The organism is Streptomyces sp. NPDC001728 (assembly GCF_040297565.1).
Classification (GTDB): Bacteria; Actinomycetota; Actinomycetes; order Streptomycetales; family Streptomycetaceae; genus Streptomyces.
The window spans coordinates 293,770-319,265 of sequence record NZ_JBEOZK010000006.1; the positions used below are offsets into that span (position 1 = coordinate 293,770).

General features: G+C 70.5%; 16 protein-coding genes and 3 pseudogenes. 8 read left to right on the forward strand and 11 right to left on the reverse strand.

Annotated elements, in window-relative coordinates; translation table 11 throughout:
* The first annotated feature begins 60 nt into the window (after positions 1-60).
* Genes ABT154_RS12685 through ABT154_RS12695 form a run of 3 tightly spaced genes read left to right on the forward strand, consistent with a single transcriptional unit; the run spans position 61 to position 5,033 of the window.
* On the forward strand, positions 61-1,395 hold the full coding sequence (locus ABT154_RS12685; RefSeq protein WP_351856360.1) for a GH1 family beta-glucosidase: 1,335 nt from the start codon (positions 61-63) through the stop codon (positions 1,393-1,395).
* A gap of 31 nt (positions 1,396-1,426) precedes the next feature.
* Positions 1,427-2,746, forward strand: coding sequence for a D-arabinono-1,4-lactone oxidase (locus tag ABT154_RS12690; RefSeq protein ID WP_351856362.1), 1,320 nt, complete (start codon positions 1,427-1,429; stop codon positions 2,744-2,746).
* 31 nt (positions 2,747-2,777) lie between these two features.
* Positions 2,778-5,033, forward strand: coding sequence for a GH92 family glycosyl hydrolase (locus ABT154_RS12695; RefSeq protein ID WP_351856364.1), 2,256 nt, complete (start codon positions 2,778-2,780; stop codon positions 5,031-5,033).
* Between the two features lie 125 nt (positions 5,034-5,158).
* Here ABT154_RS12695 and ABT154_RS12700 read toward each other — a convergent pair whose 3' ends face one another.
* The 10 genes and pseudogenes from ABT154_RS12700 to ABT154_RS12745 form a co-directional block, all read right to left on the reverse strand.
* Positions 5,159-6,499 carry a TIGR02679 family protein gene (locus ABT154_RS12700; protein ID WP_502969491.1) on the reverse strand — a complete coding sequence of 447 codons (1,341 nt, stop codon included), beginning with the start codon at positions 6,497-6,499 and terminating at the stop codon, positions 5,159-5,161.
* Entirely contained in the window at positions 6,403-10,518 is a 4,116-nt protein-coding gene (locus ABT154_RS12705; RefSeq protein ID WP_351856367.1) for a TIGR02680 family protein, read from the reverse strand. The genes ABT154_RS12700 and ABT154_RS12705 overlap by 97 nt, the downstream gene beginning before the upstream one ends.
* Positions 10,515-11,747 (reverse strand): TIGR02678 family protein, encoded by a 1,233-nt coding sequence (locus tag ABT154_RS12710; protein ID WP_351856369.1) that lies wholly within the window; start codon positions 11,745-11,747, stop codon positions 10,515-10,517. The genes ABT154_RS12705 and ABT154_RS12710 overlap by 4 nt, the downstream gene beginning before the upstream one ends.
* Positions 11,744-13,354 (reverse strand): TIGR02677 family protein, encoded by a 1,611-nt coding sequence (locus ABT154_RS12715; protein WP_351856371.1) that lies wholly within the window; start codon positions 13,352-13,354, stop codon positions 11,744-11,746. Before ABT154_RS12715 ends, ABT154_RS12710 begins: the two co-directional genes overlap by 4 nt.
* A 159-nt stretch (positions 13,355-13,513) precedes the next feature.
* Positions 13,514-13,957: pseudogene (locus ABT154_RS12720) on the reverse strand (NAD(P)/FAD-dependent oxidoreductase); the annotation flags it as partial.
* Positions 13,958-14,044: 87 nt separating this feature from the next.
* Positions 14,045-14,821: an ABC transporter permease gene (locus ABT154_RS12725; protein ID WP_351856373.1), complete on the reverse strand. Its 777-nt coding sequence runs from the start codon at positions 14,819-14,821 to the stop codon at positions 14,045-14,047.
* Positions 14,818-16,371, reverse strand: coding sequence for a DUF1349 domain-containing protein (locus tag ABT154_RS12730; RefSeq protein ID WP_351856375.1), 1,554 nt, complete (start codon positions 16,369-16,371; stop codon positions 14,818-14,820). The genes ABT154_RS12725 and ABT154_RS12730 overlap by 4 nt, the downstream gene beginning before the upstream one ends.
* Positions 16,368-17,321, reverse strand: coding sequence for an ATP-binding cassette domain-containing protein (locus tag ABT154_RS12735; RefSeq protein WP_351856377.1), 954 nt, complete (start codon positions 17,319-17,321; stop codon positions 16,368-16,370). The genes ABT154_RS12730 and ABT154_RS12735 overlap by 4 nt, the downstream gene beginning before the upstream one ends.
* 224 nt (positions 17,322-17,545) lie before the next feature.
* Entirely contained in the window at positions 17,546-18,247 is a 702-nt protein-coding gene (locus tag ABT154_RS12740) for a response regulator transcription factor (protein WP_351856379.1), read from the reverse strand.
* Positions 18,244-19,476, reverse strand: coding sequence for a sensor histidine kinase (locus tag ABT154_RS12745; RefSeq protein ID WP_351856381.1), 1,233 nt, complete (start codon positions 19,474-19,476; stop codon positions 18,244-18,246). Before ABT154_RS12745 ends, ABT154_RS12740 begins: the two co-directional genes overlap by 4 nt.
* A gap of 877 nt (positions 19,477-20,353) precedes the next feature.
* Between ABT154_RS12745 and ABT154_RS12750 the strand changes: the two genes are divergently transcribed.
* The 5 genes and pseudogenes from ABT154_RS12750 to ABT154_RS12765 form a co-directional block, all read left to right on the forward strand.
* Entirely contained in the window at positions 20,354-21,088 is a 735-nt protein-coding gene (locus ABT154_RS12750) for an AAA family ATPase (protein WP_351856383.1), read from the forward strand.
* A gap of 83 nt (positions 21,089-21,171) precedes the next feature.
* Positions 21,172-21,717: a hypothetical protein gene (locus ABT154_RS12755; RefSeq protein ID WP_351856385.1), complete on the forward strand. Its 546-nt coding sequence runs from the start codon at positions 21,172-21,174 to the stop codon at positions 21,715-21,717.
* A 119-nt stretch (positions 21,718-21,836) separates the two neighbouring features.
* Positions 21,837-21,992 (forward strand): annotated as a pseudogene (locus ABT154_RS33940) (helix-turn-helix domain-containing protein); the annotation flags it as partial.
* Between the two features lie 77 nt (positions 21,993-22,069).
* On the forward strand, positions 22,070-22,462 hold the full coding sequence (locus ABT154_RS12760) for a hypothetical protein (protein ID WP_351856387.1): 393 nt from the start codon (positions 22,070-22,072) through the stop codon (positions 22,460-22,462).
* Between the two features lie 79 nt (positions 22,463-22,541).
* A pseudogene (locus tag ABT154_RS12765) lies at positions 22,542-23,232 on the forward strand (helix-turn-helix domain-containing protein); the annotation flags it as partial.
* 486 nt (positions 23,233-23,718) lie between these two features.
* Here ABT154_RS12765 and ABT154_RS12775 read toward each other — a convergent pair.
* On the reverse strand, positions 23,719-25,485 hold the full coding sequence (locus tag ABT154_RS12775) for a sulfatase (protein WP_351856391.1): 1,767 nt from the start codon (positions 25,483-25,485) through the stop codon (positions 23,719-23,721).
* Between the last annotated feature and the right edge of the window lie 11 nt (positions 25,486-25,496).

Here is a 25,496-nt window from a genome sequence, read left to right on the forward strand (position 1 = left end):
CTTCCATCATCCCATCGAAACAGCTAACGTGAGTCCAGCTCATGTTTTAGGAGGTTAGTCGTGACGCTGAACCATCTCCCCGCCGACTTCATCTGGGGCACCTCGACGGCGTCGTACCAGATCGAGGGCGCCACCAAGGAGGACGGCCGCGGGCCGTCGATCTGGGACACCTTCACCGCCCGCCCCGGCACGGTCCGCGACGGGCACACCGGTGACGTGGCCTGCGACCACTACCACCGGTACGAGGAGGACCTCGCGCTGATGGCCGAGGCCGGCCTCACCGGCTACCGCTTCTCCATCGCCTGGTCCAGGATCCGGCCGACCGGCACGGGCGGGGTCAACCTCCAGGGCCTGGACTTCTACGACCGGCTGGTCGACGGCCTGCTCGCACACGGTGTCGAACCCGTCCCGACCCTCTACCACTGGGACCTCCCCCAGGGCCTTGAGGACGAAGGCGGCTGGCTGAACCGCGACACCGCGTACCGCTTCGCCGATTACACCGCGGTCATGGCCGACCGGCTCGGCGACCGCGTCCAGAAATGGATCACGCTCAACGAGCCGTTCATCCACACGGTCTGGGGCTATGGCCTCGGGACCCATGCGCCGGGCCGCGCCCTCTTCCTGGACTGCCTCCCCGCCGCCCACCACCAACTACTGGCCCATGGACTGGCGTCGGGAGAACTGAGGGCGCGCGGTCTCCAGGTGATGATCGCCAACAACTGCACCCCGGTCTGGCCCGCATCGGACGCTGCCGCCGACATCGCCGCCGCGGGCGCCTACGACGCCCTGCACAACCGCCTGTTCAACGACCCGATCTTCACGGGCACCTACCCCGACCTGTCCGCCTTCGGTGCGGACGCCACCCTCGGCGGCTCCGTCCAGGACGGTGACCTGGAACTGATCTCGGCCCCGCTGGACGCGCTCGGCATCAACTACTACAACCCGACCCGCATCCAGGCACCGACGTCCGAAGGGCTGCCCTTCGAGGAAGCTCCCATCGAGGGCTTCCGTCGCACCGCCTTCGACTGGCCCGTCGTCCCCGACGGTCTACGGGAACTGCTCGTCGGCCTCAAGGAGCGCTACCCGGCACTCCCGCCCGTCTACATCACCGAGAACGGCTGCTCGGTCGAGGACGTCGTCGACGCGGACGGCGCCGTCCTCGACCACGACCGCATCGACTACCTGGACACCCACCTCCAGGCCGTCGACGCCGCCGTGGCCCAAGGCGTGGACGTCCGCGGCTACTTCACCTGGACCTTGATCGACAACTTCGAATGGGCCGAGGGCTTCCACCAGCGCTTCGGCCTCGTCCACGTCGACCACGACACCCAGGTCCGCACCCCGAAGGCGTCCTTCGCGTGGTACCGCGACCTCATCCGTGCTCAGCGCGGCTGAGCCGCCGACGCGAACGAGGGGACTTCCCGCAATGACCGAGACATGGCGCAACTGGGCAGGCAACGAGGAGGTCCGGCCCGCGCGCGTCCGCCGGCCGGGGAACTCGGCCGAGGTGGCTCAAGCCGTCCGGGACGCGGCCCTGGACGGGCAGCGGGTCAAGGCGGTGGGTGCCGGGCACTCCTTCAGTCCCGTCGCCGTGGCTCCCGGTGTCCAACTGCGCCTCGACCGCATGGACGGCCTGTGCGCCGTCGACCGGGCGAGCGGCCTGGTCACCGTCGAGGCCGGAATGCCGCTGTGGAAGCTCGGCCCGCTCCTCGCCGAGCACGGCCTCGCCCTGGAGATCATGGGGGACATCGACCGGCAGACCGTCTCCGGGGCGATCTCTACCGGGACGCACGGCTCGGGCCTGCGGTTCGGCGGTATCGCCACGCAGGTCAGGGAGTTGCGCCTGGTCCTCGCGGACGGGTCGGTGGTCGACTGCTCCGCCGACGAGCGGCCCGAGTTGTTCCGGGCCGCACGCGTCGGCATCGGCGCGCTCGGGATCATCACCGAAGTCACCCTGCAGTGCGTCCCCCGATTCGCCCTCCAGGCCAGGGACGCCGCGATGCCGGTCACCGAAACGCTCGCCCGTCTCGATGAACTCACCGAACTCAACGACCACTTCGAGTTCTTCTGGTTCCCGCACAGCGACACCACACTGACCCGCAGCTTCCACCGGATGCCGGGCGACACTCCGCTGAAGCCGATCGGCGACCTGAGCCGGCGCCTCGACACCACCGTCAGCAACCTCGGCTTCGAGGTGCTGTGCCGACTCGGCACCAGGTTCCCTTCCTTGGTGCCGCCGATCACCCGGCTCGCCGCACGGGCGATGTCCACCCGGGAGTGGACCGACCTCTCCCCTAGCGTCTTCGCGTCGCCTCGCGACGTCCGCTTCCACGAGGGTGAGTTCGCCATTCCCCGCGAGCGGGCCGTCGAGGCGCTCAGGGAGATCGGGCGCTGGATCCGCACTCACGACGAGCGGGTGTCCTTCCCGCTGGAGGTCCGGTTCGCCGCAGCCGACGACATCTGGCTCTCCACGGCGCAGGGGCGCGAGACCTGCTACATCGCCTTCCACCAGTACCACCGCATGGCGTACCGCCGATACTTCCAAGCGTGCGAGGACATCCTCGGCTCCTACGAAGGCCGCCCCCACTGGGGCAAGATGCATGCCCTCGACGCCGCGTCCCTGCGCCGTCGCTACCCCCACTTCGACGACTTCGCGGCCCTGCGCGACGCCCTCGACCCGACCGGGCTCTTCGCCAATCCCTACCTCGACCGCGTCCTCGGCCTCGCCCCGGGCGCGACACGCTGACAACGATGTCACCTCAGTGGAGGAAGTCCTGATGCGCAACGGAAGATCCCCAGCCCTCCTTGCGAGGGCCCTGGTTCTCGCGACGGCGCTGGTGGTGGCGTTCGCCCCGCCGCCGCCCGCGTCCTCCTCCGCCGCCGACCGGGCGGACACCAGCCGGGCCAACGTGGACCTGGTCAACCCGTTCATCGGCACCTCGGGCAAGAAGGACGCCGAGTACGGCGGGATGATCCCGAGCACCGCCCCGCCGTTCGCCATGACCCGCTGGTCGCCGATGACCCGGCAGAACTACGTCAGCCGCACCCCGTACCACCACGACGACAAGAAGATCAGCGGCTTCATCGGCACCCACCAGCCGGCGATCTGGATGGGCGACTCCGGCTATGTGACGGGAATGCCCGGCATCGGGACGGTGAAGACGGCGGCCGACGACCGGGCGCTGCCGTTCAGCCACGCCGACGAGAAGGCCGCCGCCGACCGCTACTCGGTCCGGATGCAGGCCGGCTCGGGCCGGACGCTGAAGACGGAGATGACCGGGACGTCGCGCGTGGGCCTGTTGCGTACGACGTACCCGGAGGGCACGGACACCCACTTCGTGCTGCAGGCGACCCGTTCGGGCATCACCGGCCAGGTGCACGTGGACCCCGCAGCCCGAGAGATCTCCGGCTACAACCCCGACCGTCAGGACAGCAAGCTCGGCCCGTTCAAGGCCTCCCACTTCAAGGGCTACTTCGTCGCCCGCTTCGACACCGCCTTCGACAGCTACGGCACCGCCACCGGCGCGACGCTGCACGAGGGCCAGAACGAACGCACCGACGGCGACCTGTCCGCGTACGTGCGCTTCCCTTCCGGCACCCGGACCGTCCAGGTGCGCATCGCGACGTCGTTCATCTCCCTGGACCAGGCACGCGCCAATCTGGCCGCCGAAGCCCCGGACGACCAGTCCTTCGAGCGGACCGCCGCGAGGACCCGGGCGCAGTGGAGCCGCAAACTGAACCAGGTCAAGCTGCGAGGCGCGACCGCTGACCAGCGGGCGATCTTCTACACGTCGATGTACCACGCCCTGCAGTACCCGTCGGAGAACTCCGAACACGGCCGCTACTACAGCGCGTACGACGACAAGGTCCACTCCGGCACGAGCTACACCGGCTACTCGCTGTGGGACACCTTCCGCGCCGGGAACGCGTTCCTCACTCTCTTCGCCCCCGAACGGATCGACGGCATGATGACGTCGATGCTGCAGGACTACCGCGAGGGCGGCTGGCTGCCCATGTGGAAGAACCTCAACGAGACCAACATCATGGTCGGCACCAACGCCGACTCGGTGATCGCCGAGGTCATCGCCAAGGGCTTCAAGGGCTTCGACCGGGAGCTCGCGTACGAGGCGGTGTACAAGAACGCGATGACTCCGCCGGACAAGGACACCGAACTGGTCTACCACGACCGCCAGGAGGGCACTCCGGTGGAGGCGCGGGCGGGTCTGACCACGTACAAGCAGAACGGCTGGGTCGCCGCGGACCGCACCGCCGAATCCGCGTCCCGCACGCTGGACTACGCGTACGAGGACTGGGCGGTCGCCCAGGTCGCCAAGGCGGTCGGCAAGACCGACGACGCGAAGATGTTCCTCAGGCGCAGCTCCAACTACAAGAAGCTCTACGACCCGGCCACCGGTTTCATGCGGCCCCGCGACTTCGACGGCTCCTGGGGCGACGAGACCTACGCCTGGACCGAGGGCGACAAGTGGGTCTACACCCTGGACGCCCTGCACGACGTACCGGGTCTGATCGACCTGATGGGCGGCAAGGAGAAGTTCGCGTCGTGGCTGGACGGCTACTTCGCCGGTGGCCACAACGACCACAGCAACGAGCCGGGACACCACACCGCGTACCTGTACAACGAAGCGGGCAAGCCGTGGAAGACGCAGGAGAGGGTGCGTGAGATCGCCGCGGCGAACTACGCGAACCGCACGGACGGCCTCAGCGGCAACGAGGACTGCGGGCAGATGTCCGCCTGGTACGTGCTGTCCTCGCTGGGCATCTATCCGGTCAATCCGGCATCGGCGAAGTACGCGGTGGGCAGCCCGTTCTTCGACCGGGCTGAACTCGAACTGCCCGCTGCGTCAAGCCCGTTGGTGATCACCGCCGAGGGGGCGGCAAACAACCCGTACGTCACCTCGCTGTCCCTGAACGGCAAGAGCGTCAGCCGGCCCGTGCTGAGCCACGCCGACCTCCTGAAGGGCGGCAAGCTGCGCTTCACGATGAGTGACACACGGCAGAACTGGGGCTCCTGACCGGCCGCCGTGCTCGCCGAGGTGATCACCCCGGTTCAGTGCCGCCACGCCGAAGCGGACGCTCTCCCGACTGCGGGTGGAGCCCGCACCCGGGCCCCTCGCCCAGCCGGGCCGTGTCACGATCCTCACACGAGATCGGACAACAGCATCTCCAGCTCCCTCTCCTCCTCGACACGAACACCGAGTTCGGCGACGGCCGCAGCGAGTGCGGGCTCCCAGGGGGTCTCCGCCGGGGTGCCGCCGAGCGGTGACAACGGAGGTGAATCGCCACGGAGCACGGCGGCGCGGTAGTCCGCGGCCGTGTACCGCCAGGGCCGCCACGGGGCGCGGCGGTGAAGGACGCCGGCGATCCGGAGCCCTCCCCAGTCGAAGTCCCCGTGGTAGTAAAGGACCGCTCCGTGGTCGCGCAGCCCCCGGAGCAGCGTGAGGGCGGCGGCTGAAGGCTGGCCCTGGAGACAGACGAGGGGCGGACAGGCATGGCCGAGGGTGTCGGCCGCCGCCGCGAGGACCGTCGGATTCTCGCAGATCCGCACCACGGGAGCGGCGACGACCGGAGGCCTGCGGGTGAGCTGGCGAAGGGTGAGCACACAGGGTTCGCCGTCTTCGGCCAGGCGGTCCAGGGCGGGGGTGCCGCGCAGGTTCAGGGTCAGGACGGTCGAGGACAGCTCGTCCCGGAGCAGCCCGGCCGAGGCCCACGCCTCGCGTCGCCATTCGGTGCCCTGGCCGTCGTGGAAGCCGGTCAGCGCACGGGCGCCGGACAGGGTGAGGGTGGCCAGCGGTGTGCCGTCATCAAGGGCGTGGGCCGAGCCGAGGACCCTGGCGGCGAAGGCGGGTAGCGAGACGACCGGGACGGCGGGGAGCGCGCGCAGCGCGGCGCACACCCCGGTGAGCAGTCCGAAGGTGACGTCTGGAGTACGCCCCAGGCGTCGCGCGAGGCCGTCGGCGCGCATCCGGGCCGCCCACTCAGTGAGCGCGGGGACCGTAGCGACGAGCTCGTCGAGCGGCGCGTGCGCCCGCTTCCAGGCGCCCTCCTCCTCCCGACGGCACTGAGCGAGCGACGCGACAGGCCCGGTGAGCGCTTCGACCGCGGCGGCGAGGCCGTGCGGGCTTGCGCCCGAACGGCGTAGTACGGCGTCGACCGCGTCCAGCCGTACCGTCAGGGACCTGCCGCCACCGGGAGCTCGGGCGAGAAGTCGTTCGGCCGCCGCCCGCTGGGCCGGAGTGGGGTCGTGCAGAGACACGGAACCGGTCAGGGACTGTCCGGTCACCAGACGTCGGCGCGCACGCTCGACGAGCCATGCGAGGTCAGGTGCACCGAACAGCCGAGCGAGCCTCGGGCCGTCGACCGCTCCGGTCCCGGGCTCGTGATTCAGTTCCACAGCGGTTCGGGCTCCTCCACGCCGGGCGGGTCCTGAGGAGCGTGCCGTACGGGATCCTCGCGACGCTGCCGTCTCGTGCCGTCCCACTCCCAGCGGGTGACGAGGACCGCGGCCACCTCGTCGATCCGGGACAGCTGGGCGATCGCGATGCCGGGCACCTGCGGGTAGCAGGCCCATTCACGTTCGCTGGTCATGACCACATCGAGGTCGAAGGCGCTCAGAAGGCCGAGGCACTTGGCCCGGGAGTCGTCGTCCACTCCGGCGAACGCCTCGTCGAGAGTCACCAGACGGGGCGCGTACGAGCTGCCCGCGCTCGCGTAGTGCGAGGAGGCGGCGGCGAACAGCGGTACGGACACGGCGAGGACGCGCTCGCCGCCGGAGGCCGGGCCGGTGGCCGGGACCCAGCGCCCGTGCTGGTGTCGTTCGATGCCGAACTCGTGCCAGGAGCGGTAGTCGAGCGCCGCTGTGAGCTGTTCGAGCCGACTGCCCGAACCGTCGTCGGAGTGCTGGCGGGCGATCTGGGCCTGGAGGAACTCGCCCACCGCCGTGCGGTCCTCGGCCGTCCAGGCGTCGGCCGACTGGCGCAGCCGGTCACGGGCCCGAGCGAGTCCGGGAGGGGCTTTACGCGAGGCCCGCCACACCAGGCGGAGCTTCATCCCGGTGGAAGTGGGGCGGTCCTCCAGTTCGGTGTTCATGTCCCGCACCTGCCGTTCGGCGGCGCCGATGAGTTCCTGGAGGGTGCCGGCGACTTCGCTGATCAGGTGAGTTTCGAGGATCTCGCGTTCGTGGGCGGACAGGATGCGGGTGAGTTCGCCGACCTCCGTGGCGAGCGCGTCGGCGAGTTCGGGCACGGCCCGCTCGCGACCCTGGTAGACGATGTCGATGATCACGCCGTCCTCGACCATGCGGGCGGAGGCGCTGTGTCCGTGCCGGGACAGGGTGTCCTGGAGGGTCTTCAGTTCCTCGCTGAGACGACGTTGTACGCGTTCCCAGGCGGCGTCCGTGTCGTCGGTGGCCGACAGGCCGGAGTCGATGGCGCGGGCGAACGCGATGGCCGGCGTCGCGATCCAGGGGCCGTCCTCCGAGGCGGGGACGGTGAGCTCGGGCAGCGCGACCGCGACCAGGCCGGTGGCCGTGAAACGCCGGAGCGCGGCGATGGCCCCCGCACGTGCGTCGACAGCTTCGGCGAGATCCGTCTCCAACTGCTCGATCCGCCCCTCGGCCCGGCTCGCCTCCCGGTCCGCCTGGGCATGACGCTGCCGGGCGTTCTTCTGGTCGGTGTCACAGATCAACTGTGCCTCGGCGGTCTCGGCAAGGCGCCGTTCGAGTTCGGCGACGGCGGCGCCGACCGTGGAGCGCAGGGTCCGGTGGCGTTCGTCGGCCGCCGCCGCGTCGCGCACCGCGTCCTGTGCCCGCCGGGCGAGGTCCATGACCCGCTCCTCTGCCTCGGCCGCATCGGCTCCTTCCTCGTCCACCTGTCGTACGGCTTCCCCCTGCTCTCGCACCGCGGGCCAGAAGGCGGCCAGCACGGTGGCGAGGGAACCGATGGCGTGACGCACGCCGGTGAGTCCGGCCCGGTCGGTGGGCAGCCCCAGATCAACGGCGACCTCGTCGAGTTCGGCGGCTGCGCTCTCGGCGTGCCCGGCTGCCTCGGTGACCTCGGCGGCACGCCCCTCATAGCGTGCGCGGGCCGTGCGTACGGTCTCGGCGGCGGCGCTCACGAGCGCGTGTGCCCTGGTGAGCGACGACTCGTCGGGGACGTCGGCGAACTCGGAGTCAAGTGTGCGACGACGTGCCGTGATGGCCTCGGACCGAGCGGTGAGCGTCTCCGACTCCTCGCGCAGGGCGACGAGTTCGATGCCGAGCAGGACGACGCGGGCCCGGCGTGCCGCCTCGCGCGCGCCGTCGCCGATGTACGTGGCGGCGGGCTTGGCCCACGTGCCGGTGAGCGCACCGACCCTGAAACGTCCGTCGGGTGCCACCCATGTCTCGGCTCCTCCCCCGCCGTCGAGGCCGACGGCGGCGAGCAGTCGGGTCACCGTCGCCTCGTCCACAGCGGCGGCCTGTCGATCGCCGTGGTCCACGGCCGGGCACAGTACGTCTGCCAGCGAGGAGCCGCTCACCGGTCCGTTCGACGGGGAGCACAGGACGTCGTGTCCGTCCACCGCGAGGGCGGAGCCGTCGGGCAGCACCCAGGCGTCGAGGAGACCGGAGGCTTCGAGTGCCGCTTCGAGCCCGGCGCGGTCCGCTTCGGGCAGTTCGTCACGGAAGTCGACCAGGCGCCAGAGCGGCGCGCCCGGCGACGTTTCGCGCAGGCCGGGGGTGCGCGTCGACGGGGGCTGGGGTGCGCGTCCGCCGCCGGCTTGCAGCGCGGTGAGCTCCCGCCGCGTCTCGTCGGTGCGCGCCGCCAGCTCCGCGGCTCCGCGGGCGGCTTCGGCCGCCTGGTCGGCAAGGTCCGCCGAGCGCGCGGTGTGGGCCCGGGTGGCATGGACGCGCGCCGGGTAGGGGCCGTCGAGGTGGTGGGTCCATTGCTGGAGTTCGTCCAGGAGGCCGGTCTCGTCCGAGAACGCCAGTTCCCGCCAGGCGCGGGCGCGTTCGCGTACGTCGTCCAGGAGCGTCCGGCCTGCCCGCGCCGCACCCTCCTCCGCCTCACCGTGCGTCTCGGCGGCCAGCGCGAGGTCGGTCTCGGCTTCGTCGAGGCGTCCCGACGCCCGGCGGTGCGCGTCGGCGGCCTGCTCGGAGGCTTCGAGGAGGCCCTCGACGTGGACGAGTGCCCGCTCGGCGCGGGACGTGGTGTCCTCGACGGCACGCCGCGATTCGGGCTCGGGCAGCAGGCCGCCCTCCGGCAGGGCTACGCGCGCTGCGGCTGCCTGTTCCCGCACGTGAGCGAAGGTCTCCTCCACCCGGAGCCGCGTGGCACGCAGCCGGTTCTCGGCGGCGCCGAGCCGACCGAGCGCCTTGGTGTGAAGGGCGTCCGCCTGGTCCCGGTCACCCCGCGCCCGGTCCGCCTCCTGCGTCGTCCGCGTCACGGCCCGCGCGGCGTGCTCCAGCTCTCGGGCGTCGCGCATCTCGGGCGCCTCGCGCAGCGTGTTCTCCTGGGCCCGCAAACGTTCCCTGGTCTCGGCCAGGCAGCCGATCTCCTCTTCGGCTGCCGCTCGCTTCTCCTCCGCGCGGGTGCGCCGCTCCTGCGCCTCTGCCAGATCTCGCTGCACGCGTTCGTAGCGGGAGTGCTCGGCGCGCGGAAGCCGGGCGCGGCGTCGGGTGGCGATCCGGGCGTACCGCCTGTAGTGCTCCAGGAAGGCGGAGGCGGCTCGCTCGGCGGCGGAGGCGGCGGCGAGCTCGTCCTTCTCCTCGTCCAGGGAGCGGAACGCCTCGGCCACGTCGGCGACGACGGCCTGGTCCATGGGCGGCAGGGCCTCGGTGAGGGCGCGGGAGAGGGCCGCTTCGTTGGGTCGCTTGGAGAGCTGGGGCTGGCGCAGCTGGATGAGCAGGTCGACGAGGGCGGCGTACCGCTGCTCTCCGAGGCCGAAGAGGGCTTCGTCGACGGCCCTGCGGTACGCCTTGGCCTGGTCGTACACCATGCCGTACCCGGCGACGGCCTCGGCGAGGCGGTCCCGGGACAGGGCCGTGCCGGTGGCGTCGATGAGCCGGAAGGTCTCCCCCGTGCGTTCGGTGGAGCCGTGGTCGACGCGCTGTCGGGTGACGGCGTACCAGTGCCTGGCGATGCCCCGACCGCTGACCGCTTTGAGTCCGCACAGCAGCGTACGGAAGTGCTGCTCGCCGGTCGTGTCGTCGAGCCTGCCGAACTCGACCCACGTGTAGCCGAGCCGTTCGGAATGCGGGTGCTCGCCGCCGAGGAGCAGGTTCCACTCCATCCGTTTGCCCGGGTCACCGTCGGGCTCGACGCGGCGCGGGCTGAGGTCTCCGTCGAGCAGGAAGGGCAGGGTCAGGGCGAGCACCTTGGATTTGCCGGTGCCGTTGTTGCCGCGCAGCAACAGGCGCCCGTCCCGGAAGTGGAACTCGTCCACGTCGTAGTGGAACAGGTCGACCAGCCCGACGCGCAGGGGCTGCCAGCGGGTGCGTCGCGGGGTGGGGAGGCGGGTCACGAGGTGGCCTTTCGCGGCGGAGGCACGGGGGTGGAGCCGGGTTCGCGGATGACGGTCTCGCCTACCGCGTACCGGGCGAGGGCGGGTCGCACCACGACCCCGTGCGGAGTACGGGAGACCAGGCCGAGCGCGGTGAGCCGGGCGACGGCCTGTTCCACCAGCTCGGTCTCCATGCCCGGCTCCCGGGCGGACTTCGACCAGAAGCCGCCGTGCTGGGAGGCCAGTTCACGGACTCGGAGGGCCAGCTCGTCGAGATCGACGGGGCCGCCGGCGGCGGCCAGGTGCTCGGCGAGCAGCAGGGTGACGTGGCCGTGGGTGCCCTGTTCGGGCATGCGGACGTCGGTGAGGTCGTCTTCGGGGTCGACCATGGCGATCCCCTCGGCCCGCACCTCGGCGACCAGTCCGGTCAGCTCGGTGATCCGAGCGGTGAGGAAGCCGCGCTGCCGGGTGAGGTAGCCGAGCTCGGCGTCGGTCAGGTCGTCGTAATAGAGCACCGGGTCGTCGAGCAGCCTGCGGGTGAGTGAGCGGCGCATGGCGCGGAAGCGCAGTTCGTCGCTGTCCAGGGCGGTTTCGGCGACGAGTTCGGCGAGGCGGTCGTCGAGGTTTTCCGCGTGGACGGTGGAGGGGCCGCGGCGGGAGGCCAGAAGTCCGGCGAGGACGCGGCGTTCGACGTCGTACAGGACGTCCCCCGCCCCGCTGACGTAGGCCTCCTCCTCTCCCGCGACCCGACGCAGCACGCCGAGGTCGAGCAGCAGCCGTACGACGGCGGCGAGGTCGAGGCGCTCATCGCGGCGTTCCAGGGCGAACTCGACACCCGTCGCGACGAGTCGGGGGTCGGCGGCGTCGAGGACGATCTGGTCGGCGAGGCGCCCGAGAGCGATCTGGGCCTCGCCGCGTTCGAGGGCGGCGAGCGCGAGACAGAGCAGGACGTAGCGGCGGCGGGTGAAGGGGGTGGCGCCGCGCGTCGTGTCCCGCGCGGGATGGGTGGGGTCGGTGAGGACACCGGGACTCTTGCGCAGCCGGGCGACTTCGGTGTCCACCTGGAGTGCCCAGCCGGTGTTGCGGTCGAACCACTCCCGTAGTTCCGACGCGTGCCGGCGGGCGAGGCGGAACTCGTCGGCGTACCGGCCGCGCGCGAGCAGGAGCGGCTGCTTGAGCAGGGCGCGGGCCGCTTTGCGCAGCTCGGCGGCGTGCTGGCCGTCCAGCACCTCGGCGAGTGGTGTGGTCATCGGCCGGGTTCTCCGTCCGTGAGGCCGTCTCCGCCCGTCAGACCGTCTCCGTCCATCAGGTCGACGATCTCGATGAGGTGGTCCGGGCCGCTGAAGACTCCGCCGGAGGTACAGACCTCGGCGGTCGTGCCGTCGGCGAGCGCGGTGAGTCTGATCTCCATGGAGCCGTCGTTGCTGGTGGCCGTGGTGCGCCGCATACCGGGCCGCCATGTGGCCAGGGCGTCCCCGAGCAGCTGGAGGAACAGCCCGAAGGAGGCCGGGTCGAGCTCGCCGAGACCGGACAGACGCGTGACGCCATGGGTGACGAGCCGAGCGCGGGCCGCGGCTGTTTCGGCGGCCTGCTTGGTGGCGGTCTCGGCGAGCAGGCGCCGTCGCTCCTCACGGTCCTCGACCTTGCGGGGCTTGCCGCGCCGCTCGTAGCTGCCCGTGCGGCGCAACTGTGGGCTGATGCGCAACGGCTCGGCCTCGGCCCACGGGGTGGCGGCCGGTACGGGCCGCGCCGCTCGGACGGCGAGGGTGTCGGCGTCGACGGTGAGGTGCCGGGCCGGATAGAGGCCGAAGGCGGCCCGCCACAGCCGGTGCCGGGCGTCGTCATCGGGTGCCTCGGCGAACCAGCGCGCGAGCGTGCGGAAGTCGGCCGACCGGTCGGAGCGGCCGGCCCGGCGCTCGTTCAGCGCGCGTACGACGGCGAGAAGCTGGGGAATCGCGCCAAGTGCCCGCCCACGCAGAAGCCTGGCCTGCGACTCGCGCCCGTCCCTGCTGATGAACCACGCGCCGAGCCCTGACCAGCGGGCCGCCCACCGCTCGTACACCTCACGCTCCGCGTTCGCCGCCTCGTCCGGCGAGGCGTCGGCGGCCTCCCGCCCGGCGGCTGCCCGAAGCAGGGGCTCCACCCTCCCGTCCTCCTCCAGCTCCAGGATCAGCCGCGCGATCCGCCCACCCAGCGTGATCAGATCCTGGATGAACCGCTCCAGGTACTGGATGAGCCGGTCCTTGTACGCGAGGAAGACCTCCTCTTCGACATCGTGCAGGTCGATGGTCCGCTGGAGCGATCCCATGAAGGCCCGGGCGTTGTCGGCGAGCGCGGCGAACCGGCTGGCCAGCGCGTCGAGCGCCAGATGCGTCTTCGCCGGATCCGGCTCCTCCTCGGCAGCGAGGACGAGAAGGGCGCGAAGCTGGGTGACGATGTCGTGCAGGGCCACGGCCTGGAGGGCGCCGCGGCGCCCGAGCGCCTCGTCATAGGCGGACAGCGCCTCCTCGGCGGCCTCTCCCTCCCGCGTGAGCTGGTAGATGAAGCGCTTCCGGTAGAAGTCCTCGACCGCGGTCACCCGGGCGGTGTCGGGGTCCGCCCGCAGATTGCCCCAGCCGACGAGCTTGTCGAGCGCTCCGGCGACGGCATCCGGCCCGGCGGGACGGATGTCCGCCGGCAGTGCGGTGTGCACGTCCTCGGGCCGTAGGTGCACCGCGAACCGTTCCTTGGCCGTCAGGAACGCCCGCATCACGTGGCGGTAGAGCGGAGTGTTCGGCACGGTGAGGTGAGCGAAGGGGCCGAAGCCCGACGGCTCGGGAAGCGGGCCGGTGGAGGCACGGGGGGCGGTGACGGTCATCGCGCACCATTGTCCCCGGGGCACGGCGGTCACGGAAAGAGACTGAAGTACCTGGCTGATTCACGCCGCCTTGATCGACTCGGGAGGGCAGACGAAGCCGGAGAAGGGCGTGCGTTTCTCGATCGCCTGCGGGTCTGTATCCGGCCAGGGCGTGGGCGGCCCGCCTTCACCCCGGAACGCCTCCTCGCCCGAGCGCTGAACGGGCAGCGCCGGGTTCCGGGCCGGCCGTAGCGCACCGGCGGTCCGGAGCTTGGCCGGCAGGCGTAGCCCGGCCCTGACGGGCGGGAAGGGGGTGAAGAGGGCCGGATCAGATCGGGCTCCACCATGCGCCAGGTGTCGTACATGCGATGCCAGGCGTCCGCGTCAGCGGCCGTGAACCTGCCGAGCCCTGCGCACGTGTCCGGGACCTCGCGTTCGCGGACGGCGCAGCGGCCGTCCCGCAGGGGGTGGGCCAGAAACCCGCGGGGCGTGGCTCCAGAGCAGGCCTTCCGCGCCGAGGTCGACGTGGGCAACGACGGGAGGGGCGGTCGCGAGGGGGCGGAAGGCGCTCAAGAGGTCCGAGACGCGGTCCGGGTGGACTCCGCGGTCGCTTCGCACCGCGCCCCGGGAACGTCCACCTCTCGCGTTCTTGACCGCCTGTCGGACGGGGCACCTCGTGAAGACCCGAGGTGAGCGGGGAGTCCGGTCCGCTCATACGTCTCGCGAGCGCAGCATCGCGCCGCCGACGGCCAACGCGCCGGCCGCCCACAGGGCCACCACGCCGAGACCTTCCCAGGGACCGATCGGGAGCTGGTCGACGCCGATCGTCGTCTGGACGGAGAGGCCGGCCGTCATGGGGGCGATCTGCTGGAGGAGCCGCTGCCAGTCCGGGTTCGTGATCACCTGGGTGAGGATCGGGAAGAAGAAGAGCAGCCCCAGGACGATCCCGATCGCCGTCGCCGAGCTCCGCACGATCAGTGCGATGCCGAGGCCGAGCAGCCCGATCAGAGCGAGGTAGAGGACGGATCCCACGGCGGCACGCAGCGTCTCCGAGTCGGCCAGCGACATCGCCTCGTACCCGTGCTCCTCTGTGAAGCCCCGGCCCGGCTGCACCAACCCGCCGACCAGCAGCGACCCGAAGACACCGATGGCACCCGCCATCAGCATCACCGCGCTGAGGACGGCGACCTTCGAGAAGAGGACGGTCAGCCTGCGCGGTACCGCGGCGACCGTGGTGTGCATCATGCCGGTGCTGTACTCGTTGCCGGCCATCAGCACCGCGACGATCGCGACGACGACCTGACCGACCATGACACCGGTGAGGCTGAGCTTCGTGGCATCCTCTCCGCAGCCCATGGCATCACACCGGGCGGTCATCGCCACCGCGGCGCCGACCACCAGGGTCAGGGCCACGACGCCGAGCAGCAGCCAGCCGTTGCCGGGGTCCGTCCGCAGCTTCGTCCACTCCGAGCGTGCCGCGTACCTCATGCGTCCCTCCGGCGGATCAGGACCAGTGCGGCGCCGAAGGCGACCGCGGCGTAGGCGCACAGGACGGCGAGGCCCTCCCACGGTGCCAGCGGGAAGTAGCCGTGCATCGGCGAATAGACGGTGACGACCTGGTCGTAGTGGGTGACGGTCTGCTGGATGGCGAACCCGGCGGCCGGTGTGACCTTCAGGAGCCAGTCCGAGGCCACCGGGGGCAGGACGGACGCGGTGGCGAGCAGATAGGGCAGCACCATGCCGACGACGACCACGGTGACGGTCACGGCACTGCGCCGCAGGATCGCTCCGACGGCCAGGGCGAACACGCTGGCGGCCGCGAGCAGCAGACCCGTTCCGACGATGACCCGCAGCTCGGTCGATGCCGGCACTGTCAGGACCGGAAAGCCGTTCGCGAGAGAGCGTGCTCCACCGAAGGGCACCATGACAGCGGCTGCGATCGTTCCGGCGAGGAAGGCCGCGCAGCCCACCACGAGGGCCTTCGTCGCCAGCACGCGGCCTCTGCGCGGACTGGCCGCGAAGGTGACGCCGATCAGTCCTCGCCGGTACTCGACGGTCACGTACCCCGCGGCCACGACGACCATCATGATCAGTCCTGCGAACGCGCCGACGAGGAAGTTCGAGACGATACGCACGCCGCTCGCGGCAGGTCCGCCGACCACCGGCGCGATATCACCGGCCCCGGTGATGCTGTAGCCCGTGCCGGACGGAATCGCCTGGCCCTTCGTCGACTGGCTGTAGCTGCCGTTCGTACCGGCCCCGTCGCTGACCTGCCGGTCCTGCCAGGCATGGCCGCTCCACCCGCCGCTCAGGACGGGGGCGCTGAACGTACCGGTGGCGACGGCGGGGTTGAACCCTGTTCCCGTACCGGTCTCCTCCGTGGCTGACGGCGAGGTCACGAACAGTCCGACCTGCGGCGACTCCGAGAGTCCGGAGAGGCGGGCGGTGCCCACCTCGTCCCACGTGCTGCCGTCCGCCGACTGATAGCCGGTGACGGTGTCGCCAGAGCGCTCCAGCCGGAGCCAGCGCGGAGCGTCGGTCGGCACCGCGCCGGGCAGCCCCGCCGTGTCGTGCGTGTAGTCGTACTGCATCCGCACGCCGTGGTCGCCGGTGACCATCATCGCCGCGTACGACGACCCCGGTTCGAGGGAGTCCTTCACGATGACCCCGGCCTTGGCCCAGGGCGCGAGACCGGGCTTGTTCTCCGTGGGTGTCGCCGCGACCTGACCGGTCAGCGAGGACACGGACACCGTGATGCTGCCGTCGCCCTTCAGCGGCTGGTGCATGAAGTAGAAGGCGTCGTTGACCGCTTCACCGGAGGGACCGACGGGCAGCTTCGACGCGTCGCGGCCCCCGTCGTTGCTCTGGGCCGTCGCGAGCAGACCGACCAGGCAGATGACCACCAGCGCGCCGACCGTGCCGAGCACCCAGCCGCGCACGGTCCGGAACTTGGTCCACTCCGCGTGCAGTACACGTCCGAAGCCGCCCCGCTCCGGCCGGTTGTCGGTGGCGGGGGGCGGCGAGAGCGTCGTGGTCATCGTCCGGCCTCCTTGGTGACGACCCCGCGGTATTGCACGGAGTCCCGGGTGAGTTCCATGTACGCCTCTTCCAGGGACGCGCGGTGCGAGGACACTTCGGAGAACGGCACCGCGTTCGCGCCGAGCACGGCCACGACGTCCGCGGGCGCCAGGCCGATGATGCTGATCGTGTCGCCACCCGTGGAGCTCACCGTCGCACCGGCCCGCGCGAGCACTGCCATCGCCTGCGTAAGAGCCGACGTACGCAGGGTGACGCGTCCCTCGGACACCGAGGCGAGCAGGTCGCGCACGCTCATGTCGGCGACGACCTTGCCGCGCCCGACGACGATCACATGATCGGCGGAGTCCTGAAGTTCACTCATCAGGTGACTGGACACCAGCACGGCGCGGCCCTGTTCGGCGAGCGACGCCAGGAAGGCCCGTATCCACATGAAGCCTTCGGGGTCCAGGCCGTTGAACGGCTCGTCCAGCATGAGCATCGGCGGGTCGCCGAGCAGCGCGGCTGCGATGCCCAGCCGCTGCCGCATCCCCAGGGAGAAGCCGCCCGCCCTGCGGCCTGCCACGTCCTGGAGGCCGACCCTGCGGATCACCTCGTCCACCGCGGCGGTGCCGAGCCCTTGCGAGTGGGCCAGCCACAGCAGGTGATGGCGGGCAGTCCGGCTCGGCTGTACAGCAGCCGCGTCGAGCAGCGCGCCGACGTGTTCGAGGGGAGTGCGCAGCGTCCGGTACGGGCGCCCGCCGACCAGCGCGCTCCCCTTGTCCGGCTTGTCCAGGCCGAGGATGACACGCATCGTCGTGGACTTCCCGGCGCCGTTCGGACCGACGAAGCCGGTGATCTGCCCCGGCCTGACGGAGAACGACATGCCGTCCAGCACCTGAGTGCTGCCGAAGCGCTTGTAGACGTCCCTGACCTCGATCACAGCTGGTGACCCATCGATCGTCTTCTCCATGGAAGAAGGCTAGGGAAAGGAGGGACACGGGTCGTCACGGCAAGGAGCGAAGGTCCACGGTGCTCGCCTGAGGGACGATGCAGACCGCCCCTCCCTCGTGCGAGGGAGGGGCGGTCTCCTACCCGAGGATGACACCCAGGATCGTGAGGGTTCTTCGCGCGCCGTTCCGGTTCGGCTCGCCGCGCCGAGCACCTCGCCGGTGACACGAACCGGGACACGGGACACTAGTCAGGCTTGCGGAGTCCCGGGACGACAAGTCCCGTTTCGTACGCCGCGATCACCGCCTGGGTGCGGTCCCGCAGACCCAGTTTCGTCAGTGTGCGGCTGACATGTGACTTCACCGTCTCCTCCGTGACGAAGAGGCGGGCGGCGATCTCCCCGTTGGACATGCCTTCGGCGACGAGCAGCAGTACCTCGGTTTCCCGCGCCGTGAGCATCCTGAGGCCCGGCGGCGGCTGGGCCGGGGCCCTGGCGGGCAGTTGTGTGAATTCGGTGATCAGCCGGCGGGTGACCCCGGGGTCGAGCAGGGCCTCTCCGGCGGCGACGACGCGCACGGCGTCGAAGAGCCGCTCGGCGGTGGCGTCCTTGAGCAGAAAGCCGCTGGCTCCGGCGCGCAGGGCGTCGAAGACGTACTCGTCCAGGTCGAACGTCGTCAGGATGAGGACGCGTGGCACCTTCGCTCCGTCGGGCGCGTCGCCGAGTAGCTGCCGGGTGGCCTCTATGCCGTCCATCTCGGGCATACGGATATCCATGAGGACGACGTCCGGGGACACCTCACGGCAGACACGGACAGCGCCGACGCCGGTGGTGGCGGTCTCGACGATGGTGAATTCCGGCTGGGAGTCGAGGAGTGCGGCGAATCCGGTGCGGACGACCAGGTGGTCGTCCGCGATGACGACGCGGATCGGTATCGGAGGGGAGCTCATGTGGTCCGTTCTGGCGTGGCGGGGAAACGGGCTTCGACGATGAATCCACCGAAGTCCGCCGGACCTGTGCGGATCAGCCCTCCGACCGCGGCGACCCGTTCCCGCATACCGGGCAGGCCGTAGCCACCGTCCGGAGTCGCCGACGGCGCTCCGGGGCCGTTGTCGCGGATGCTGAGGTGCAGGGCTTCGTGGGCGTAGTGCAGTTCCACGTCGACCGGTGCGCCCATGGCGTGCTTGCGGGCGTTGGTGAGGGACTCCTGGACGATGCGGTAGGCGGCCAGCTCGATTCCTGGACCCATGGGGCGCGGGATACCGCTGAGGATGAGGCGGATCGTGGCCGTGGAGACTTTGCGGGCCTCGTCGAGCAGGTCGTTGAGCTGGGTGAGGTCCGGTTGCGGCCTCCGCTCGCCGCCGGTGGCGGGCTCGTTCTCGTCGCGCAGTACGCCGAGCAGGCGACGCATCTCCGTGAGGGCCGCGCGGGCGGTGTCGCCGATGCCGAGCAGCCGCTCACCGCCTGCGGCGGGCATGCCGGGAGTGGCCACGCGGGCCGTCTCGGCCTGCACGGCGATCATGGAGACGTGGTGGCCGACGACGTCGTGCAGTTCTCGGACGATACGGGCGCGCTCCTCGCGGGCGGCGTTCTCCCACTGGCTGTCGGCCATGACTTCGCGTATGGCATCGTGTTCCCGGTCCCGTTGTCTTGCGCGTCGGGCGAGGCCGGCGAAAGCGGCCATCGGGGCCAGCGAGGCGAGGAGCACCGCGCGTACCCGGTAGTCGGTGTCCGTGGATCCTGCGAGCTCCAGCGCGAGGAACGGTGCGGTGAAGAGCATCGCCGCCAAGACGTTTCCACAGCGGCCGAGCCGGTACTGGGCGATCAGCTGAGCGGCGAAGCCCGCCAATGTCAGCGTATGGAAGATCGTGAGCGAGCCGAAGCTCGCAGCGGTCACCGTGAATCCGGCGAGGACAGGCCGGAGAAGAACCAAGGGCAGCCCGGTGCACAGGCACAACAGCCCCATGATCATGGCGAGTTGAACACCGCCGACGCTTCCGTTCTGGGACGTGTCTGCGAACGTCCGGGGGATCGACCCGCGGACGGCGACCAGCTCGGCGAGCGATTCGGCGATCGCGAGCACGCACAGTGTCGAGACGAACACGGTGTTGCGCGGAAGTGACGAGGCCCGCCGCAACATTCCGGTCCAGCTGTCACGCCAGGCGGTCGCACGGTTCACGCCGGTCATTATGGCAGTCGGCCCCCTGCGCAGCCGTCCCTCCAGACAACGACCAGGCACTCCCTCACACGAGGGACAGGGGCATCGCTCGCGCGAGGGAGCCGGGCTGGCCACGGCTCAGCAACGAGCCTCCTTCGGGGCGTCCGCCAGACGGTCCGGGCCCTCGGTCAGCTATGAGTCCGGCCAGCGAAGCCCACCCGGATGTGCTGAGAACCGCCGAGGCACGATCCGGGGACGACGAGCGCCCCTCGCTTCTGGAGCAGCCCCTCGCAGAAGGCGTCGACATCGGCCACGTCGATGAGCCAGGGAAACGCCCTCCGGGTACTCGGTGCCCTCACCCTTGAGCACCCCCCCTGGTCAGGGGTGAGGACCAGCTCGTCGTTGCCTGCAGGAAGCTCCGCTCCCATTCGAGGCCCGCCTCGGCCGACTTGCCCTTGATTTCGCTCGACATGGCGAAGGTCCGACTTCGGCGACCGCCACCCCAGAATGCCGGATCATCGGTGCGACGCACCTTGGGCCGCCCGCTGAGCGGCATGCTCTTCTCGTTCGGCTGCCACATCACTGACAGGCCGCCAGAACGAGCGTCGCCTGAGTGTCAAGCCGACCCGCCGCCGCGCGAACCTGAACCGAGGAGGCGCTTCCATCACCTCCGCACGGCCCGCAAAAACAGCAGGTCAGCGGCGAGTTCGTCCAGCTGGGCACCGGACAGGACGTACGGCACGAGGCGTATCCGAAGGACGACCCCGACATCGGCCTGACCGTCCTCCCGGCAGGCCTCCCCGACGGGCCTCTCACCTGGCGGGCCGCGTACGGCCCGGAGGACGACCTGCTCAAGCTGGTCGCGGCGCCGCCGGCAGGGACGGACCTGGTCCGCGCAGTGCCCGGGCTCTTCGGTCAGGGCTTCCAGTACCTCAAGGCCGACCGCATCGTCCCCGGCATCAGCTACCCGCGCTCGCACCCCGCCGTCGTACGGCGCGGGTTTCTGGGTGCCCGGGGCGAGCACACGGCCAACTATCTGCGCGTCCACCAGGACGAACCCGTAGGGACGGCGCTGCGGCACCAGTCAACGGCCTCCGGCACGCTGCTGGCGCAGACCGACGCGTGGATGCAGCAGCTCTGCCCGGGGGTGAATCTCCAGGCCATCGGGATCGACGGTACGGACACCGTGCGGCTCAGCTACGGCTTCGGTTCGGGCGTGAACGCCTCCAACCGGTACCGGCCCACCAGCGTCGGCTTCGGCCTGACCTACGCGCTGCCCATCGTCGTCGCCTGCCTCACCGCCCGGCCGGGCTCGCTCATCCTGCTGGAGAACCCGGAGGCGCACCTCCACCCGCAGGGGCAGACCTCGCTGGCCTATCTCGCGACGGCCGCCGTCGCCGCCGGCGCGCAGCTCGTCGTGGAGACGCACTCCGACCACGTCCTCAACGGCCTGCGGATCTCCGTCAAGAGCGACCGCATCCCGGCGTCCGCGACAGCCGTGCACTTCTTCCGTCGCAGCGGGCAGAGCGGGGAGGTGGTCAGTCCCCGGATGGGGGACGACGGCATGCTGTCCGAATGGCCGCGAGGGTTCTTCGACGAGTGGGAGAACTCCCTCGACCAACTGCTCGACTGAGCACCGCGGGAGCTGGACCATTCACGATCATCACACTGGGGGCGGGCGTGCCACTTCTGCTGTTCCTCAACGAGCGGTCCCGCATGTCCGAAGCCTCGCCGGCAGAGGTGGCCAAGGGTATGGACGGGCTGATCAGCGTCCTGCGGGAGGTCCGGTCGTGGCGCGACGTCGCCCTCGTCACCCGGACCCCGCTGGCTCGGTCCGAGCTGGCCCGGGGGTACTCCTACCAGCAGTGGGCCGCCGACAACCGGCGTCGCAACCAGCGGCAGTACATCAAGGCCCTGCGTAACCGGGCCCCGTTCGCCGAGGTCCTCCCCCAGGGCACGGCACCCGGCGAGGTGGAGTACGAGTACGCGGGCGAACCCGTCGAGGGGATGGGCGCCGCCCATCTCATGGGCGGCCTCTGCGTCAGTCTGCCGGTGTCCACCGCCTGGCACGGTCCCTGGCTGGAGGTCACCGTCCGTACGCTCGTCGAGGACGACTTCGGTGAGCTCGTCATGGTGGAGGCGACCGAGTCCGTACGTCACGGCTCCCGTCCCATCGACCTCAAGCCGCACGGGTATATCGGACGCAAGCTTGGAGCCCAGGTAACGGCCTTCGGCTGCCGTAGCTCGCCCACGAGCACGTAGCCGCGTCCGCGCCACGCACGAAGAAGGGCGACTGAGCCCCGTTACTGACTTCGGCTGGTCAGGGTGATCTTTGTCGATGTGCCTGATGGGCCTGGGGTGCGGGCTGTATCTCGTGTTGTGTGAGATATGCGGATGGGGGTGGGCTGACCGCTGAGGGGCGGCAGCGTCGGGAGGCCGTACGGCGGCAGGCGGCCGAGTTGTTCGAGCGGAAGGTCAAGGTACCGGAGGTCGCGCGACGACTGCGGGTGAGCCCGAGGTCGGCCTACCATGCGAGGGTGGTCCCCGTGGACGGGACGATCACGGCGGACGTCCGCGAACGCGCCGCCGGACGGACGAACGGACGGCGGACGGCATGAGCGAGGTCTGGCGAGGGCTGCAGCCCCTGCGCGTCGCACCCGGCTGGCGGATCGACCTCAACAGCCTCTACGCCGTGGACCCTTCACCGGAGACCATCGAGTGGTTCTACGGCTCCGCGCTGGTGAGCGGCCACCGGGTGCACGACGGGCTCTGCTTCGACGCGCGCTGGGAGCCGGAGGGCGATCCCAAGGGGGCCTACGGCGTCGACTTCCTCCGGCTCGCCGGATTCGGACGGAAGGGACGGAGCACCCGCGAGCCCACCCCTCTCGGCACCTGGACCACCAGGAGCCGGACCGCGCTCGTGACGGCCCTGGAGGAGTTCATGTTCAACGGGAGCCTCCCCGCCGGCCACACCGCTCCGCCCCCGTTCCCGAACCATCACGATTGACTACCTGACTTCGGCTCGTCAGGGTGAACCTTCGCGAAGGCCCTGATGGGTCTGGAGCGGTGGCTGTACCCGGTGGTGTGTGAGATATGCGGATGGGGGCGGGCTGACCGCCGCGGCCGTGAGCGCCGGGAAGTGGTACGGATCCAGGCGGCCGAGCTGTTCGAGCGGGGAGTCAAGGCACCGGAGGTCGCGCGACGACTGCGGGTGAGCCCGAAGTCGGCCTACCAGTGGCACCAATTGTGGCGGGAGGGTGGGGCCGGGGCACTGGCCTCGCGCGGCCCGAGCGGATCTCGATGCCGTCTGTGCCCGCGCTGCCTGGAGAAACTGGCCGTGTACCTGGAACAGGGCCCAGCAGAACACGGTTGGGTGGAGGACCAGGTGTGGACCGCGGCGCGGGTGGCCACGCTGGTCAGCCGGAAGTTCCACGTCTCCTACAGCGTCTCGGGCGCCACGAGGCTGATGCACCGGCTCGGCTTCAGCCCGCAGGTCACCGCGCGGAAGGTCGCTGAGCGCGGGCGGCCTGCGGGGGCTACATCTGCTTCGAGGACGAGGCAGGCTTCACCCGCCGGCCGCCCAAAGGACCCACCTGGGGCCGACGGGGCCGCACCCCTGTCGTGACGGTCAGCGGCCGGCGCTCGGGACGTCTGTCGGTGGCCGGGCTGATCGCCATGCGGCCCGGCTCCCGTGCCCGGCTGTGCCACCGTCTGCGATCCCATCCCGCGGGCAGAGGCAAGCGCCGCAGCATGGGCGAGCGCGACTTCATCCGAATCTAGGGACGACCCTCGATATCCACTGGATGGCGCCTTCGTGTCCCGACTGCGGGTCGAGCCTGTTACCCACGCCACCGCCCGGTTGGCGGCGACTCTCCCGCACGCGGCCGGGCTGCACGGCCACACATGCGCGATCGACGCCATGGTCTGAGCCACCGCTCTCGCCCACCAAGGCCACATCACCATCCTGACTCCAGACATCGAGGACATGGCCATACTCACCACCGACCACCGAGTGTGACCGCCGAGAAGGCCTGAGCTACGCCCTCTCGTGCGGGCCCACACGACCCGCACCCCCCGCGTACCCCCCTCGCCAACGCAGGAAAGAATGAGGGGAGTTCAGGCGCCTGACGCAGTGGGGTGCATGACTCGGGTGATCACCACGGCTCCGGCACACCCCAGCAGGCCCGCGCCGGCCGCCACTCAACCGTCCGGATCACGAGATCGTCGGCAGAACCAGATTGCCGGACGGATTGCCGGACAGGCTCAGAGCGCGGCCAGTTCCTCCGCCACCCTCCGCAGACCCGACGGAGGAAACATCCCACCCGCGAGCGCGACCAGGTCGATGAGCGGGGTTGCCCCGACGACCTGGAGGAGTTCGGAGTCGACGAGTTCCGGCATGTGACGGCGCAGCACCTCCAACGCGACCGGGTCGGACATCAGTGCCTTGACGGGAGAGCCCAGTGACAGGCGGCCGGCAGGGTAGTCGGCGGCGCGGGGCAGCGGCTCAGCCGCTTCGCCCGCAAGGGCGGCCTGGGCATGGGCGAGCAAGTGTTCCACGCCCACCGGCCCCTCGGCGGGCAGCCCGAGCCGTTCGTACTGGCTGGGCGGTGCGTCCGTGGCACGCATCAGCTCCACCATGAGGGTGGCCATCCTCAGCTCGGCGGCGTCGTCGACGAGCGGGGTGCGCTGGCCAGGATCGGCCTCCAGGTCGAAGAGGAGCGTGCCGTGCCGGTACGGGTTGAAGAAGGTCCGGCCCCGGGTGCGCAGGGTGGGCACGCCTTTGGTGAAGGAGAAGGGTTCTGTGAGTTCGGCGCCGGCCAACTCGGCGGGGGAGAACCTGCCGCGCATGTGGGTGGGCATCAGGGTGTGCTCGTACAACGGTGAGTTGTCGGGCGAGGCGGGCGCCCGCATGTAGACGTACCGGCCGTCGGTGATGTTGACGTGTCCGCCGTGGATGCCGAAGAGTCCGGCCTCGCGTACGGGCGTGTCGTCGGCGACCGGCAGCGGTACGCCCTGCATGTCGTCGGGGACGTCGATCTGGAAGTAGTCGAGCAGCGTCGGTGCGAGGTCGATCGTCTGGACCAGGGCCTGCCGGTGCTCGCCCGCGGCGGCCCGCGCCCGGGGGTCCCACACGAACAGTGGGAGCCTGACCAGCTCGTTGTACCAGGGCTGGACGCTCTTGCCCCACCAGCCCTTCTCGCCGAGCAGCAGGCCGTGGTCGGTGTTGACGATGAGCAGGGTGTCGTCCCACAGGCCGAGTTCGCCCATGGTGTCCAGAACGCGTCCCAGGGAGCGGTCGCACATCGACAGCAGGGCCGCGTACTCGTAGCGGGCGTGCTCGATCTGGTCGTCGGTCTCGGTGACCCGGGCGTAGTCGGGCCAGTCGAAGTGCGGGCCCTCATAGTCGTGCGGGTAGAGGTCCTTGTACTGCTGGGGGCTGAAGAACGGCTCGTGCGGGTCGAAGGTCTCGATCTGTACGAACCAGCGGTCGTCGGCCCTGTTGGTGCGGATGAACTCCAGGCCCGCGTCGAAGGTGAGGGTCTGCGGGTGCTTCTCCTCGGACTCCATGTACGGGCGGTTCACCCAGTCCTGCCGGAAGCCCTCCGTGCGGAGCTTCTTCAGGCTCTCCGGCATCGGCGGGTCCGCGACGTGTCCCTTCCACGGGTCGCCCTCCTGACCTCGGAAGAACTCCCAGGTGTGGTAACGGCCGTGGTACGTCGCGCCGCCGTCCTCCCAGTAGTGCGGGTGGTCGCTGACCAGGTGGGTGTACACGCCGTTCTGCTTGAGCAGTTCGGGCATCGAGTCGTCGAACGGCTCCAGGGGGCCCCAGCTGCGATGCAGGAAGTTGTAGCGGCCGGTGTGTATCTCGCTGCGGGCAGGCATGCAGGGCATCGAGCCCGCGTACGCGCTATCGAAGGACACCGTGCGCGCGGCGAGCCGGGCGAAGTTGGGGGCGTGGGTCCAGTCACCGCCGTACGGGGGCAGCATGTGTCGGTTGAGGCTGTCGAACATCACCATGATCGCCTTCATGACGGGGATAC

Bases quoted from the DNA above. Each gene is read 5' to 3' on its own strand.
- ABT154_RS12690 (WP_351856362.1), top strand. From the start codon at position 1,427: ATGACCGAGACATGGCGCAACTGGGCAGGCAACGAGGAGGTCCGGCCC.
- ABT154_RS12695 (WP_351856364.1), top strand. From the start codon at position 2,778: ATGCGCAACGGAAGATCCCCAGCCCTCCTTGCGAGGGCCCTGGTTCTC.
- ABT154_RS12710 (WP_351856369.1), bottom strand. From the start codon at position 11,747: ATGACCACACCACTCGCCGAGGTGCTGGACGGCCAGCACGCCGCCGAG.
- ABT154_RS12715 (WP_351856371.1), bottom strand. From the start codon at position 13,354: ATGACCGTCACCGCCCCCCGTGCCTCCACCGGCCCGCTTCCCGAGCCG.
- ABT154_RS12725 (WP_351856373.1), bottom strand. From the start codon at position 14,821: ATGAGGTACGCGGCACGCTCGGAGTGGACGAAGCTGCGGACGGACCCC.
- ABT154_RS12730 (WP_351856375.1), bottom strand. From the start codon at position 16,371: ATGACCACGACGCTCTCGCCGCCCCCCGCCACCGACAACCGGCCGGAG.
- ABT154_RS12735 (WP_351856377.1), bottom strand. From the start codon at position 17,321: ATGGAGAAGACGATCGATGGGTCACCAGCTGTGATCGAGGTCAGGGAC.
- ABT154_RS12740 (WP_351856379.1), bottom strand. From the start codon at position 18,247: ATGAGCTCCCCTCCGATACCGATCCGCGTCGTCATCGCGGACGACCAC.
- ABT154_RS12755 (WP_351856385.1), top strand. From the start codon at position 21,172: ATGTCCGAAGCCTCGCCGGCAGAGGTGGCCAAGGGTATGGACGGGCTG.
- ABT154_RS12760 (WP_351856387.1), top strand. From the start codon at position 22,070: ATGAGCGAGGTCTGGCGAGGGCTGCAGCCCCTGCGCGTCGCACCCGGC.
- ABT154_RS12775 (WP_351856391.1), bottom strand. From the start codon at position 25,485: ATGAAGGCGATCATGGTGATGTTCGACAGCCTCAACCGACACATGCTG.